At 56.4% G+C, this 13870-nt stretch carries 13 protein-coding genes and 2 tRNA genes; 7 read left to right on the forward strand and 8 right to left on the reverse strand.

Annotation, left to right across the window (positions count from 1 at the left end):
• Positions 1-169: 169 nt before the first annotated feature.
• Positions 170-2332, forward strand: coding sequence for an SHD1 domain-containing protein (locus NHH03_RS06115; RefSeq protein ID WP_253154871.1), 2163 nt, complete (start codon positions 170-172; stop codon positions 2330-2332).
• Positions 2333-2426: 94 nt separating this feature from the next.
• The gene (locus NHH03_RS06120) at positions 2427-2684 is read left to right on the forward strand and encodes a hypothetical protein (protein ID WP_253154872.1); all 258 of its coding nucleotides are present in this window, start codon (positions 2427-2429) and stop codon (positions 2682-2684) included.
• Positions 2685-2759: 75 nt separating this feature from the next.
• Here the strand turns inward: NHH03_RS06120 and NHH03_RS06125 are convergent.
• Positions 2760-2842 (reverse strand) — tRNA-Ser (locus NHH03_RS06125).
• Positions 2843-2903: 61 nt separating this feature from the next.
• A complete protein-coding gene (gene rho, locus NHH03_RS06130) occupies positions 2904-4241 on the reverse strand; it encodes a transcription termination factor Rho (protein WP_253154920.1) in 1338 nt (445 codons plus the stop codon).
• 867 nt (positions 4242-5108) lie between these two features.
• On the opposite strand from rho, the gene NHH03_RS06135 reads away from it, so the two are divergent.
• The gene (locus tag NHH03_RS06135) at positions 5109-6422 is read left to right on the forward strand and encodes a thioredoxin family protein (protein ID WP_253154873.1); all 1314 of its coding nucleotides are present in this window, start codon (positions 5109-5111) and stop codon (positions 6420-6422) included.
• Positions 6423-6445: 23 nt separating this feature from the next.
• Here the strand turns inward: NHH03_RS06135 and NHH03_RS06140 are convergent, their stop codons facing one another.
• Positions 6446-6721, reverse strand: a complete 276-nt coding sequence (locus tag NHH03_RS06140) for a hypothetical protein (RefSeq protein WP_253154874.1) — start codon at positions 6719-6721, stop codon at positions 6446-6448.
• A gap of 40 nt (positions 6722-6761) precedes the next feature.
• Complete coding sequence (locus NHH03_RS06145; protein ID WP_253154875.1) at positions 6762-7400, reverse strand: HEAT repeat domain-containing protein; 639 nt, start codon at positions 7398-7400, stop codon at positions 6762-6764.
• Between the two features lie 184 nt (positions 7401-7584).
• Here NHH03_RS06145 and NHH03_RS06150 point away from each other — a divergent pair, with 184 nt between their 5' ends.
• Positions 7585-8823, forward strand: coding sequence for a hypothetical protein (locus tag NHH03_RS06150; RefSeq protein ID WP_253154876.1), 1239 nt, complete (start codon positions 7585-7587; stop codon positions 8821-8823).
• Between the two features lie 9 nt (positions 8824-8832).
• Complete coding sequence (locus NHH03_RS06155; protein ID WP_253154877.1) at positions 8833-9672, forward strand: MBL fold metallo-hydrolase; 840 nt, start codon at positions 8833-8835, stop codon at positions 9670-9672.
• Positions 9673-9709: 37 nt separating this feature from the next.
• On the opposite strand, the gene NHH03_RS06160 is transcribed toward NHH03_RS06155, so the two are convergent.
• Positions 9710-10204 (reverse strand): DUF4870 domain-containing protein, encoded by a 495-nt coding sequence (locus tag NHH03_RS06160; protein WP_253154878.1) that lies wholly within the window; start codon positions 10202-10204, stop codon positions 9710-9712.
• 410 nt (positions 10205-10614) lie between these two features.
• On the opposite strand from NHH03_RS06160, the gene NHH03_RS06165 reads away from it, so the two are divergent.
• Positions 10615-10698: transfer RNA gene (locus NHH03_RS06165), tRNA-Leu, on the forward strand.
• Positions 10699-10865: 167 nt separating this feature from the next.
• On the opposite strand, the gene NHH03_RS06170 is transcribed toward NHH03_RS06165, so the two are convergent.
• A complete protein-coding gene (locus NHH03_RS06170; protein ID WP_253154879.1) occupies positions 10866-11726 on the reverse strand; it encodes a tyrosine-type recombinase/integrase in 861 nt (286 codons plus the stop codon).
• 42 nt (positions 11727-11768) lie between these two features.
• Between NHH03_RS06170 and NHH03_RS06175 the strand changes: the two genes are divergently transcribed.
• Positions 11769-12014, forward strand: coding sequence for a hypothetical protein (locus NHH03_RS06175; RefSeq protein ID WP_253154880.1), 246 nt, complete (start codon positions 11769-11771; stop codon positions 12012-12014).
• Positions 12015-12128: 114 nt separating this feature from the next.
• Here the strand turns inward: NHH03_RS06175 and NHH03_RS06180 are convergent, their stop codons facing one another.
• Together NHH03_RS06180 and NHH03_RS06185 are read right to left on the reverse strand one after the other, a co-directional pair.
• Entirely contained in the window at positions 12129-12326 is a 198-nt protein-coding gene (locus NHH03_RS06180) for a helix-turn-helix transcriptional regulator (RefSeq protein WP_253154881.1), read from the reverse strand.
• Complete coding sequence (locus NHH03_RS06185) at positions 12319-13857, reverse strand: DNA primase family protein (RefSeq protein ID WP_253154882.1); 1539 nt, start codon at positions 13855-13857, stop codon at positions 12319-12321. Before NHH03_RS06185 ends, NHH03_RS06180 begins: the two co-directional genes overlap by 8 nt.
• Positions 13858-13870 lie beyond the last annotated feature (13 nt).

Raw genomic sequence — 13870 nt, forward strand, 5'->3', positions numbered from 1 at the left:
GTTTGTGCGGGTCGTTGGTTGCTGTGAGAGACGATCGGAGTTGCTCCGATCAAGGAGGCAAACAGCATGCCAATCCGGCCTGTTATTTCAGCTATGATTTTGGTCCACGGCACGACGAATCTCGCCAGATGATTTGCCATGGGCCGTTCATTCAAAGGAGTCCTGGAAAATGAAATCACTGAATCGAATCATTTCACCACTTTGTTTCGCAACCACCTGTCGCGGCGACACGAATCGCCCCGCAACGGCTGGTGCTGCCAATACGCTGAAGATTTCGATTCGCGTGTTCGTTTTTGCATCGATGATTCCCTTGATGGCAATCGCGCAAGGCCCCTCGCAGCGATTCTTTACCGATCTATCGGGCGAGTTCCGGATCAAAGCGACGATCACCAACCTGAATGAGACGCATGTCAAGTTGCAGAAAACTGACGGCCAGGAAATCACCATCGAAATCGCCAAACTAAGCGAGCGCGATCAAAAGTACCTCCACGAGGCCTACCAGAAATACAAGGCGATGGTCGGTGATTTTCCCATCGGCACCAAAGTCGACATCTTCTCCACCGGAGCCTGGCATCCAGGAGAAATACTAAACGTCCAACCCGGCAAGTACTTCATCACGTTCGACAAGTGGTCCGAGAGTTGGAACAAATGGGTCACCGTAGACAAGCTTCGATTGCGAGCGGTGATCGACAATGAATCGGTTGCAACCAAGTCGTCACAGGAGACGCCCGCAGTCGATCCCTCCCCAACCGGTGCCGGTGGAATGAACTCGACGAAGGCAGAAGCGGTTCCGGTATTGCCCGACTTGAACCAATTGCGTGCGGCGGCAGCGGTGATTGACTTGCAAACCGCACCCGTTGCAAACGTTCCGTTCAACCCAGATCCGATTCCAAACTATGGGAAATCAATTCCACTGCCAAAACCGATCTCTGTCACGGGAGAACGAATTGGAAACCCAATGCAAGCGAGGTTCGATTCAGCCATGCAATATGTCGCAATCGATCCTGTTAATTTCGCGTCGGCTGCGCACACCGTGACCGTGGTCCCATTGGATGGATCACTTCCCCGCTGGAACATCCTGACTAGCTGGAATTTCGCGGGAATCACCGAGAATGCACAGTCCGCGATCTTTCTCAGTAAATACGGCACCGCTGCTTTCATGCGCGTCCCGCTGAATCCAGACGAAACGACCATCAAGGGATCCGCGAATCACGCGTGGCTACCCTATTCGGATAGCATCGCACAGCAGCATCATCTGCCCGCGAACCGTTTGTTGATTGAAACAAGTGCAGAGATCCAGCTTTGGGATCTGCAGAAGCAAACGATTTTGGCGCGGTTTTCCAACGGGCATGGCTGCACGCTTAGCGGGCATGGAAAGCATGTCGCTGCCAAAGTCGGCCAAGACACAATTGTTGTATTTGATACGGAGACCTATCAGGCGACCCATCGTTTTCAGACCGATGGTTGGAGGGTGATTAATTTGTCATTCGATCCCCAGGGATCACGGCTTGCTGTGACCGGTGTAGGACGTGGCCAGGTTTACGATCTGTCCAGTGGCGAAGTCATACATTCCTACGGGCTGACCAGTGGGAACAGCGGGGAAATGGGACTGGCATGGATCGGACAGCGATACTTGGTTTTGACAGGTGGAAGCATCGTCGATCTAGAAAGCGGGTTGCCAATTTGGAGCTTTCCGTTTGATCGTCAACCGTTACTGCAGTTCGACGAGAATACGATCGGTTTTTTGTCGGGATCCGGGACGACCGCCACACTTGATTGGGTGCGAATGAGGCCCGAGCAACTGGCCGGTGCGGCGTCGATTGACACATCAAATGCAATCAAGATTCCTCAGGACGCGGTCGCCACCGTGGATGTCACAGGGCTGAAACACCACACCCAGGAAGTGAAAGAGCATCTTCAAAGCTCACTCAAACATCGTGGGTACACGCTCGGTGCAAACGGCATGCTTCAGATTCGACTTAGCAGCACGATTGGATCGCCTGTCAAAATCAGGCTCAAAGATTTTTTGAAAGTCAGCCGGGATGCCGAGGCAACTTATCTTCCCGCAACTGTCACCAGCCAGATGCTGTTGGACGGAAAACCGATTTACAATCGAAGCTACCAATACGGTGAAAAACAGCTCAACTCCACGGTTCGGATTCAACCTGACGAATCGGCTCAGGATGCGGTCACCCGGCTCACCAGTCCCCCCAAGAGTTTGTTCACAACGCTGCCCATTCCGCAAGCTGGCGGCACCTATCTTCCACGCGCGAAAGCTTTGATCGGTGAGGGCACTTTAGAAGAGTTGGCTGCGAGAGTGGCTAGCGAGTGAATCGCCGGATTGGTACGATTTTTGACTGCCAGGGAGGGTGCTGCGGACGAGAACGATGCATTTTGGGGCTCAGACCCTTCAGGCTCCGAGAATCATGAAGAAACACGAATGGCGCGAGAACACCGACGAGGGTGAGACTCGTCTGGTCACCGCCTCCAGGCACGGCGGAAAATGGCAGCTTCGGTCCCGGCTGAAGTCGGAAACGGAGTGGACCACGTTTCCGGTCATTCCGCTGGAAGATCTCGAGAGCCTGCACGAAGTCCTGTCGAATAAATATCGGCGTAATCGCGTGCCGCACGAGCAAGTCTTGGAAGTCGAAGCTCTCATTGAGGCAGCGAAACTTCAGTCGTAGAGCCGAGTCTTTCGACTCCGGAACAAAAAAAACGCCCTGCAAAACACAAGGTTTCGCGGGGCGTTTTCTATTTAGCGGAGGACACGGGACTCGAACCCGCAGCCCCTTACGGGGTACCTCAGTTCCAGTGAGGCCGCTCACCAATTCGCTTATCCTCCGATCAGCTGACCGGCAGTTTACTCTGTTGAGTGCCGATCACGCTAGATCTGATACGCCTGGTTAGAGAGACGTCTTGGCGCCGCTGATCAGCTTGATGAATTCATCGTTACTTTCGAAACGACCGAGCTGTTTGGTCAGTTGTTCCATCGCATCACAGGGATGCATGCTGGAGAGTGTTCGCCGCAGCATCGTCACCGCTTCATAGGTTTCTTCGTCATGAAGCAGTTCTTCGCGACGTGTTCCCGATTGGCTGATGTCGATTGCCGGCCAGACGCGTCGATCGGCCAAGCGTCGGTCGAGCACCAGTTCCATATTACCGGTGCCTTTGAACTCTTGGAAAATCGCGTCATCCATTCGGCTGTTGGTGTCCACCAGCGCCGTGCCGACGATGGTCAGCGAACCGCCTTCTTGGAAGGCGCGGGCGGTGGCAAATAATTTCTTGGGGATGTCCATCGCTTTGATGTCCAGACCACCGGACATGGTGGCACCCCCGCGTCCGCCGCGGCCTACCCATTTGTTGAAAGCGCGTGCCAAGCGGGTGATCGAGTCGAGCATCAAAAAGACGTCTTGGCCCAATTCGGCTAGCCGGCGTGCGCGGTCGATCACCAATTGGCTCAGACGGACGTGACTTTCAACGTCCATGTCCAAACTGCTAGCAACGACTTCACCGCCAGCGATATTACGCTTCATATCGGTGACTTCTTCGGGACGCTCGTCAATCAGCAACACGATCATTTTGAGATCGGGGTGATTGGTGGCAATTCCGTTGGCAATGTCTTGCAGCATGATCGTCTTGCCGCTGCGGGGCGGAGCCACAATAAGGGCTCGCTGTCCTTTACCCAGCGGTGAGAGCAGGTCGATCACGCGGTTGGTAACCGGGCGTTGGCCGCATTCCAGTTTCAACCATTCTTCGGGGTTGATTGGCGTCAGCGTCTCAAACGCTTTGACATCGGGGTAGGCATCGGGTGCGATACCATCGACATCCAAAATTTCGCGGATCCGCGGTCCTTGCTGTCGTTTGGCCTGTTGCATCATGGCTTTGATGAAGACGCCCTGACGCAGACCGAAGCGTTCGATCATGGTCCCCGGAACAAACGGATCGCTGCGTTCGCGGGAGTAGTTGTTGTCTCTGCTACGGAGGAATCCGTAGCCGTTGGGATGCAATTCCAAGATCCCATCGCACTCTTCGAGCGGCGCGTCGCTGGGGATATCGGCTGGCTCGCGATCGATTTGGTTTTGCCCGCCGTTACCGCCGCCTCCGCCACCGCCACGACGTCGCCGTCTTGAGCGAGGCTTGCTGCCACCACTATTGCCTCCGCCACCACCATTGCCTCCGCCGCCACCGGATTGTCCGTTGGAGCTTGGGCCGCGACGCGGGGACCGTTTCTTTTTCGCCATGTGTTGTCCAGAGAGGGCCGGCATTCAGTCGTGCGTTAACCGCGGTGAGCCGGCTCTCATTTGAAGAATCCGCAGGATGGAACGATAAAGGACCCGCTTCGCGAAGCTGCGGAGATTATTCCGCGAGGGGCCAAACCAACTTGTCTTGTGAGTCGACAACACGGTGTCGACGAATCCGAAATTCATCGGAACTAAAAACTGCTCTCTGGTCTGCGCATCGGTCGCTGTGGGAAATCCTGTCAGGGTTTCTAGCGGTGGATGCCCAAGCATACGAATGGGATCGAACTGTCACGGGCGACACCGGTCGCCTTGCAAGCTGCCATTTCCTCTGGCTGGTGCGATCTACTGGTGCGATCTTTCAGGGTTTAGGTATCTAGGAAACGCTGCGAAACTGGTCGCAGAGAGGTCCATTCCTTTCCGTTTTCGCTAGCCAGACGTCTGGATAAAATCATCGCCGGGAACCGTCAAGTTTCTGCTCGCGTTCAATGGCTGGCTGTCAAGCAAACCGATCGGAGAGAAAAAGGCGAATCAACCTATTCGGCTTTTAAAAAAGCCAGATCTCAGAGTCGTCGTGGAGCGACGCATTGAATTGTGTAGGCGGAGGACGTACAGCCCAGGTGACACACGGGCCACTGATTGCCGCCGTCCAACGTTACGGTGAAATATAGCTGAGTGTCTGGCGGTGTCAAGCGAAGCCTGAATCACTACGCTAGAATGGGGGGTCGGGTATCTTAAGAGCGGCGCCCGCTTCAGCGCCGCAATTGAGCTAACCAACTCCGCTCTGGCGTCAAGGTCAGCCTATTCTGTACTTTCGGCTTAAGCGGCAAGCTACGGCTAGCCGATCAAGTTTGACAAGGCGTTGTTTTGATGCCTTTCACCTACGCCAATCTTTCCGGATCGATACAGGAACGCAGGATGCGACACGCCGCGATCTACCTTCTTGTCCTTACGCTTTCCAGCCTTGGGGCAACAACATCCAGTGCCCAAATTGCCTGGGAGAGCAAGCTTCGCGATGCTCACACCAAAGCCAAGCAGCAGGGGAAACTGCTGCTGCTGCACTTCTACACTGACAATTGCGTTTATTGCGAACGCTTGGAAGCCGGTGCGTTTCGCAGCGATTCTGTCGCCAAGGCCATCAACCAGAATTACATCCCGGTCAAAGTACACGGGGCACAGAATTCCAAGTTGGCGCAGATGTTCAAGGTGACAAAATACCCAACCGATGTGATCGTCACGACCGACGGAAAGGCGCTGTCCCACTCGGTTAGCCCCCAGCAGCCCGATCGTTACATCGCCATGCTCAACGACACGCATCTGGGTTACACCCACGAAAAAACGATGTTGGCCAGCGGCCAACACTCGGCCGCTCCAGCTGCGGCACCCAGCGCCGCTGCCGGCATGACTGCACCCGCTGTGACCACCAATCCGGCCGCTGCCGTTGCCAGCTCGTCACCCAATGCGGGTTTCGAATTGCCCGCCAACAACATGCTTCCCGCCGGCAACACGGTCACTGCAGCAACCACCGAGTCGCTGCCGGTGCAAATCCCCGGTCCGGGAGCATCCGCCGTGGCCAAGACGGCGCCCCACCAAGGGGCCTCTCGAGACAATCAATTTGTATTGCCCGGAGCAAAAACCACCGCGGCATCCCAGGGTACCAATGCTTCGCTTGCAGGTGCTCGTACCAACGATATGACATTGTCGCCAGCCGACGCAGTTGCTGCATCGGAAAACCCAACGCCGAGTGCTGACACAAGCAGTGCTGGCACGACTGGTCCGGCCAAGACCACTGCCGCTGGCAAAGCTGACCTTGCGATTCAAGGCTATTGCCCGGTCTCGGTCGTGAACAACAGCGAATGGGTGGCCGGCAAACCGGAACTGGGCGTGATCCACTTGGGCAAGCTGTATCTATTCGCCAACAAGCCGGCGATGGAAACGTTCCTGGCTGACCCGATCCCGTACACACCGATGCTGAATGAAATCGATGTGGTGCGATTCTTCGAAGAGAAAAAGATCGTGCCCGGCAAACGTGAATGGGGCGTCATCGACCCGGTTCATAACCGCATGTACTTCTTTACCGACAAAGAAACGATGGTGCACTTCGAAAAGAACTTCGAACGCTACATCGATTCGTCGATCGAAGTGATGGACCATGCGATCCAAGAAGCCAACCCCGGCGTCTAGTTCAGGGCAGGCATGTCGATGACCTATTTGACGGCGTTGGTGCCGCCGTCGATCAGGCGTGGGCCAGGTTTGGCATATCCGGGACGCATTCCGTTGGCGATCGCGATCCCGGCCAGCAACGACACCACCGCAATCAGCAGCCAAACAGCGCGGGCGGTCGTTTTGCCATAGCGGTCGACAATCCCCGCGAACGTTCGCAGATGGTACGGTGGCTGCCACGGCCCGACGCCGATCGCGGCGGCCAATGCAGAACCGATCAAGGCGATCGTCGCCACAAACAGGTCGTTGTAGGAACTCATAAGGCGATCACACGCACGCGAGTGCGGCTTCATTGGCTGATTAGACGTCGCTGCGACGCATCCGCCGACGCAGGGCACGCAACTGCAAACGCGCGCTTTCCAAATCCGGCACGATCTGCAAACAGCGCTGCAACGAATTCAGTGCGCCGCGGTACTGTCCGGCCATGATTTGGCAACGGGCCAATCCCTGCCAAGCCGTGTAGTGAAACCGGCATCGCCACAGGCAATCAACGTAAGCCTGTGCGGCTTTGGCGTGATCGTCCAAACCGTGCCAACAGCACGCTCGTTGGAAATGGGCCTCGGCATACATCGGGGCCTGCTCCGACAAAATCATCGACGGGGCCAATGCCGCAGCAAACTCGCCGCCATCGGTCAGGTGCATCACTTTGAGCAACTGCTGGTGATGCGTCGGCGCGGAATCTCGCAGCAACAGCCCGCGGAAAGAGTCGTCGGCAACGAGTCGCACGCCGCGGTCAGGGTCATTCAAGGCACGCCCGAGCGGTTCGATTGATCGGCTGTTTCCCAATAGTCCCAACGCCATTGCCGAAGCGCGGCGCAGTTCGACGTCCCCACGCACCAGCAGGGTTGCCAGGGTCGTCGGCGAATAGTGCTCGTTGACCGTGGCGGCATACTGCGGTGCGTCGGCGCTCGATAGCAGGCGACGATAGGCAGTTGCCAAACGGGTCGTTCGCACAAGAGGTGAAGTCACAGTGGCGTCCGTCGAAGGTGGAAAGCGTGGTGCAGGTCGCGTGTATACTAGGCATTGCGGATCTTGGGGCAACTCTTCGAATGAGTCTAATTCGCTTCGGAGTGCTTCACAACTAACCCCATCGCCAGATCCCCCCTCCGTCGCAGTCAGTCAAATGCCGATCAACACCGCCCAGACCGCTCGCCGTCACCCTGGCCGGAGATCTCCGGCACTGGCCATCGCACTGGTTCTGCTGGTGGCGAACACCGCAGCGGCGCAAACTCGGCCAGCTGGCACGGCCGCGGCCACCTCCTGGGCGCCAGACCGGCTGGACAGCCGCAGCGATTTCGTTCAGCGGCTGACAGAACCGCATAGTGGACTGGTTGACGGAGTGTCATTGCGCCTCGCGATCCAAAGCGTGACCGCTCCGGCAGGCACGCCCCAACGCCATCTTAATTACTGGCTTGATCGCAAAGTTAACCCAGATCGCGCAGTTTCTCCCGGCTCGCTTGGCCCGACCCGCTACGCCTCGGTGCTCGCCATCGCCCGTTCAGCGGACTGTGTTTGTTATCCGCTGGGCAATTGCATCCTGATCGGTCGGCCCGCCTGGGTGGCAGCGATCTGCCAGGAAATTTATGGATCAACGGCCCCATCGGGTCACCGCGGGGCTGCCGCACCGGCCAGCGATGACCCGATCGACGTGGATTGGCCGATGCTGACAACGCCCACCGAGGCCCTGGAAATCGTAGCTGGACACTCCGCTGATCCGCCTCGCAGTGAGGCCAGCAGTGTCGCCAGCAGTGGGCCTGCCGAGGCGTTGCCGCATGACTTGTGGCCTGCCAATCGATGGCACCAGATTTCGCCACGCATCGCCACCAAATTGATCGTTGGACAATTTGTTTCGCTCTCGGATACCTCGCTGATCGACCGCCCGTTCCGTCGTGCGTACCGATTTGCCGGCCAATCCTCGCTGCGAGAATCGTTGTCAAAGATCGATCCCGATGCGGAATTAAAAAACAATCGCGGTGACGTGCTGTTGGACGGTTTGCCGAGCAGCCATCAATGGTATTGCGAGCAATTGCTGGTCGCGGCCGACAACGGCGCGAGCGATGATGCCGCAAACGTTGCCGCCCATGCTGCGACCGATCCGCTGCAGCGACTCGAATCGGACACGCGGACGTTCACCATGAATGTTCGCAATCAGCCTGTCGGCGCGGTCTTGAAGGGGCTGGCCGATCGCGCCGGAGTGGCGTTCGAATTCGCTCCGGCTGCGAACCCGGCGCTCAAGCAAATGGTCTCGTTTTCGGCTGTCGACCAGACGCTTTGGCAACTCGTCCGCTTGATCCTGGACAAAGCTTCGTTGAAGATCCGGGCCACCGCTGACAAACTGCACATCCAGCCCAGAGAACGTTGACTCAACACGATGGTCGAAAATATTCCCCTGATCTCACATCACCACGACGGACTTACGATCGAGGGATATTCTCGCGCGGCGGTACAGACCTGTTGGCGGGTCAATGAATTGAAGCTGCTGTTCGACGTCGGTGCCCAACCCTGGGATTTCATGGGCACGCCGACCCTGTTCATCTCGCACGCCCACCTGGATCACATTGCATCGTTGCCGTCGTACGTTTCTCGCCGGCGAATGATGAAAATGGATCCGCCGGTGATCTACCTGCCGGATTCGGCGGTCGATGACGCCTGGGACATGCTGCAACAGTTCCGTCGGCTGGACCGTGGCGCGATGCCCTGCGAATTGGTCGGGCTGAACGCCGGCGACGAAATCGAATGTGGCCGCGAGTACTTGGTGGTCGCCGTGCCGACACGTCACACGATCACCTCCCTGGGCTTCGTCGTCTATCAGCGGCGACACAAATTGAAACCCGAGTTCACCGAACTTTCTGGCCCGGAGATTCGCGAGTTGAAACTGGGCGGAACGGAGATCACGACCGAACATCGGGTGCCCGTGTTCGCCTACACCGGCGATACGTCACCGCCTGGATTGGACAACAACCCGGAATTCTTTCAGGCCAAGGTGCTGGTCAGCGAATTGACCTTTGTCGCCCCGGAGCATCGTAAAGAGATGATCCACAAACATGGACACATGCATGTGGACGATTATCGCAAGCGAGCCGATCGGTTCGAAAACGAATTGGTCATCGCCGGCCACCTCAGCACGCGGTATCACGACAAGCAAGTCAAAACAATGGTCGCGCGAGCGCTGCCCGGTATGTTGGACGGGCGGATGAAGTTGTGGTTGTAGTGATGGGGGCAATCGCCAGGTTTCACCTGGCGGACTGTTAGTCTTCGTCGAAGAAGCGGATCGCCATCGGGTAGGACCACAGGATGCCCTGATTGGCTTTGACAGCGGCGATGATCGGCAGCACAAAGTCCAGCACGACCATCAGCAGCACCAGCGGGAATCCGATCAACACAAAACACAGCGCACCGGCGATGGCCAAGTAGATCAGACTGCTGAGCAACCAGTTCATCATCCGATTGCCATGTCGGCGGGCCAAGTCTGACTGGTCTTTGCTGATGATCCACATCACGATCGGCGCGATGATCCCCAGTCCCGAGACGACCAGCAATTGCGACAGATGCATCAGCGTGCACCAGGTTTCTTCGTTGACGCCATGAATTTGCCCGGGCACCACGCCGCTGCCGAACAAGTCGCGTGGCGGTTGCGAATCACCGGCCAGCGCCTTGCGCTTGGCCTCTTCGAATTCCGGTTCGGTCAACGCTCCGCGGTCGCGAAGCTCCTGCAGTCGGGCTAGTTCATCAGCAATCGTCATCGCAGACAACTCCTTTGTCGGTTGGGGAAACGGTCGGGCGGGAATCGGCAATCCTCTGCCTACAGGGCCCAGGAAACACATCTTCCAGGCGCGCATGCCCTGCAGAAAACCCTGAGAGGGGGAAAAACCAGCCCCGCAGAAACCGCTCCGAAACTATTCCACAGCAATCTGCCTTAGCAGCAAATTTTCCCGCTCATCGAGCTGACGGGCAGTCGCCTTGCTCCATTCTGTCGCTCTGAGGGAGTGGTGGCAAGTTGACGCGGCGAAGTGAATTGTATCGGGGGGCGAGCGGGAGCCGGTGGGGCGGTCAAAAAACTCGCCCACACAGCGGCTTGCACGAACCCTATCTGTGTTGAATAATCTCTCACCTGACAGGTCGCCGGCACACGATGCCGCCGCGACCGACCCAGGCCGAAGTGGCGGAATTGGCAGACGCGCTGGATTCAAAATCCAGTTGGAGCAATCCAGTGAGGGTTCGAGTCCCTCCTTCGGTACTTCCCGGTCACTCGTGGTCAGAAATGGCCACGAGTGGTCTCGGGAAGGTTTCTTCAAAACCGCGAACCATTCGGTTCGCTTAATGCCATCGCTGCCGCGATGTCAGTCGAGAGGCCACCGGCGGCCACAAGCGGACATCAATGGACTCCCCGCGTTGCAACAGGCGTTACAACGAATCCGGTTCTTTCCGGCTGTCGCGTTGCTCGTTGTCCCTCTTCTCTCTCGCCTCTGATGCGGCTCGAAGGCTTGACCCCGTGTTGATGTAGAACGATTCGGTCGTAGTTACCGAAGCGTGTCCCAAAAAATCCTTCACCACCACGGTCGGTGCCCCGGCTTCGATCAACTCGCTGCCACACGTGCTACGGAAGTGCTTCGGCAAGACCTTCTTTTTCGATAAAAGGTCAGCCTTGGCGACGATGGCGTGCCAGTCATCGTAAAGCGAACGGAGTGACTTTTTATCCCACGGCAGCAAGTGTGCGTCAGGATCGATCTCGGCTTCGCACGGCTGATGCTGACGAAGCACACCCACGAGCTTTTCATTCATCGGCAACGTTCGATGTCTCCGACCTTTACTCGTCGCTGCTTGGATGGTGATTTCACCGCGTTCAAAATCGACGTCTCGCCACGTGATGGCTAACGCCTCTTTGCGGCGCACGCCCAATGCTTCGATAATCACCAACAGGACGAACCACCACTGCTTCGGACGGACGCGAAGTTCGAGGCCGTCTGCTTCCAAGGCCGCATAGATTTTGTCTCTGTCGGCTTTCGGAATCACAACTGGCGATGGGCGATCTTCGCGAAGTGTCACTGATTTGAAGCTTGGGCAGGATTCAATATATCCACGCTCGCGTGCGAAATTCAGTGCCGCACGGACGGCCCGCAAATCCTTATTGACCGTCGCAACTGAGATCGGCACTCCTTTTGTCATCATCTTCCGACGAGCCTGGACAAAATTCTGAAGAATCGCGATGTCAATTTCATGGACGTTCTTTTGAACGACCACTGGGTCGAACTGTTTCAGTGACATTGCGTAGGCATCGGCGGTCGCCGGGCGATTTGCCAATTTTGAATGCTCGACAAACTCGTCTCGCAAATCGCACCAGCGAACTGGTTTCGATTTCTTGACCACCAGCCCATACGGGTCCAGGGCAAGGTTGCGTTCTGTCTCGCGTGCTATCTGTTTGGCAACACTTTTGTCGCGGGCTTTGGTCGACTTGCGTATCGGTTTGCCGGTATGCTCGTCACGCCAAGCCATCCACCAAACACCACTCTTTGTGGATTCGCCATTGCGGGTTACGGTTGGCTTGAAAATTGAAACTGAGGGCATGCTATTGTTCCGAAATGTTGGGAAATGAAAGGGGGGAATTGGGGGCAAAAACCGGACAGTGGAATCGCCCGATTTTTGCCCCACAAGAATTTGGGCTTCAAATCAAAGCCGCTCGACAAACTTGCGAATGTCTTCGTAACGCCAACGGATACTGCGTCCGAGTTTTTTAGGCTTAGGCAGATTGCCCATGTCCCTCATCCTTTGAACGGATTTCGCCGACACACCAAGAAGCTTGGCCACCTGCTTGATGTCGATCAGCAGCGGAGGCAGATCGTCGACACTAGGAATCGAGTCACTCATCGGCGGCCTCCTCCTGGTCGGCGTCATTTACGAGCGGAGGGTCGCCAGCCATTTCACGAACTTCATCGATCAGCTCACGATCGTGCTCACCGAACGATTTAGCCAACTCCGTGTTGCGAGCCTCTCGCTCGGCGGATTTGGCAGTGTCCTTGATCGCTTGCTGTCGCTGCAAATTGCGTTGGTCGACGTAATCGTCCTTCCCGTACGGTGCAAGGGCGTATCCCCAGTACCCGTTCCGACGCGGTCGGTCCTTGCTTTTGCCAGTCCTTGCCAAACCAGCAGCCACAAGCTGACGCGAAAACGCCGCGACTTCTTTGCCGAAGTTGATCTTGTGGAGCGGTTTGTATCCGCACGATTCGCACCACGAACCGTACACGGCATATAGTTCATCGGTGCCACAAAATGCTTCGGCTTCTTCCACAAGATGCTCTCGTAGAAACGTCATCGCCGGGTTGGCTTCGAATCTCTCGCGGTCGTTCGCGTCAATGACGCATTGAGGAATTGAGAAATCACCGTCGGCGATAAGTTTCGCCCCAGCTTCCAACACCCGATTCAACACGCCAGCCATGTTGAACGTCTGCTCGATGCCACGCCGCACGTCACCTCCGGTGACACGCGCTATGCACGGAATTACCAGCAGTCGCCGCCAGAGGCCGTCCGATCGATCGCGAAACCGAGGAAAGACGTTGCACGCGAAGATCAGCCTCGTGAAGCAGACAGCGTTGTACGGGTCTTGATGCTTCCGTTCGAACGTGAGTTCAGATCCGTCCACCAACATTTTCAAATTGCCTTCGGCAACCTTGGTGATCTCGTTTGCATCTGCCGCAACATTCACCGACTTGTCTGTTAGTGCAGCAAGGTTGAACCTACCTCCAAGCCGTTCGATACTGAGTGCCGAACAATTCAACGCCCCTGCCAAATGTTGCAGGGTTTTCAGCAGAACTGATTTCCCATTTGATCCAGAACCTCGAAGCACGACAAAGCGTTGCAGATCGAGTCGCCGCAACACGACGTACGCCATAAACTGCAGGATCAGCAGCACGAGACCGCTATCGCCACACGCAAACCAATCCAGAAACTCATCGAACTTGGAGCATTTTGCTTTTGGTTCGTAAGTTAGTTCGGTTTTCGATGTAGCAAACAAATCTGGCGTATGCGGAACGAGACGAGGATCACCACCGTCATACATCGGTGATGCGTCAAGCACACCGTTGTCCACGACAAGCACACTGGCAATCTCTCCAGACGCATCACTGAGCCAAGTTGGCTGAGACTTGATTTCGAGGTGTGTCAAATCGGCCAGCAGGCCGACACACTCCGTTGTCATCCGATGCGTTGCTGCATCGGAACCGAATCGGCCCACAATGAAGGTAGCGACCAGGCTTCTAAAGCTTCCCTTCGACATCAGTTCATAAAACTTACCGTTGTAGAGATGAAACTCGCCCCGATAGCTCGTGACTATGTGTCTTTCCAAAAACTCCCGAACAATCTCCGGGGACTTGGGTTGATCTTTTTTGTTTAATTTGGGCATGAAATAGCCTCCT

This window comes from Stieleria tagensis (genome assembly GCF_024129865.1).
GTDB classification, from domain to species: domain Bacteria; phylum Planctomycetota; class Planctomycetia; order Pirellulales; family Pirellulaceae; genus Stieleria; species Stieleria tagensis.

Coding starts and splice junctions, on each gene's coding strand:
- NHH03_RS06115 (WP_253154871.1), top strand. CDS start 170: ATGAAATCACTGAATCGAATCATTTCACCACTTTGTTTCGCAACCACC.
- NHH03_RS06120 (WP_253154872.1), top strand. CDS start 2,427: ATGAAGAAACACGAATGGCGCGAGAACACCGACGAGGGTGAGACTCGT.
- rho (WP_253154920.1), bottom strand. CDS start 4,241: ATGGCGAAAAAGAAACGGTCCCCGCGTCGCGGCCCAAGCTCCAACGGA.
- NHH03_RS06135 (WP_253154873.1), top strand. CDS start 5,109: ATGCCTTTCACCTACGCCAATCTTTCCGGATCGATACAGGAACGCAGG.
- NHH03_RS06140 (WP_253154874.1), bottom strand. CDS start 6,721: ATGAGTTCCTACAACGACCTGTTTGTGGCGACGATCGCCTTGATCGGT.
- NHH03_RS06150 (WP_253154876.1), top strand. CDS start 7,585: ATGCCGATCAACACCGCCCAGACCGCTCGCCGTCACCCTGGCCGGAGA.
- NHH03_RS06155 (WP_253154877.1), top strand. CDS start 8,833: ATGGTCGAAAATATTCCCCTGATCTCACATCACCACGACGGACTTACG.
- NHH03_RS06160 (WP_253154878.1), bottom strand. CDS start 10,204: ATGACGATTGCTGATGAACTAGCCCGACTGCAGGAGCTTCGCGACCGC.
- NHH03_RS06170 (WP_253154879.1), bottom strand. CDS start 11,726: ATGTCACTGAAACAGTTCGACCCAGTGGTCGTTCAAAAGAACGTCCAT.
- NHH03_RS06175 (WP_253154880.1), top strand. CDS start 11,769: ATGCTCGACAAACTCGTCTCGCAAATCGCACCAGCGAACTGGTTTCGA.
- NHH03_RS06180 (WP_253154881.1), bottom strand. CDS start 12,326: ATGAGTGACTCGATTCCTAGTGTCGACGATCTGCCTCCGCTGCTGATC.
- NHH03_RS06185 (WP_253154882.1), bottom strand. CDS start 13,857: ATGCCCAAATTAAACAAAAAAGATCAACCCAAGTCCCCGGAGATTGTT.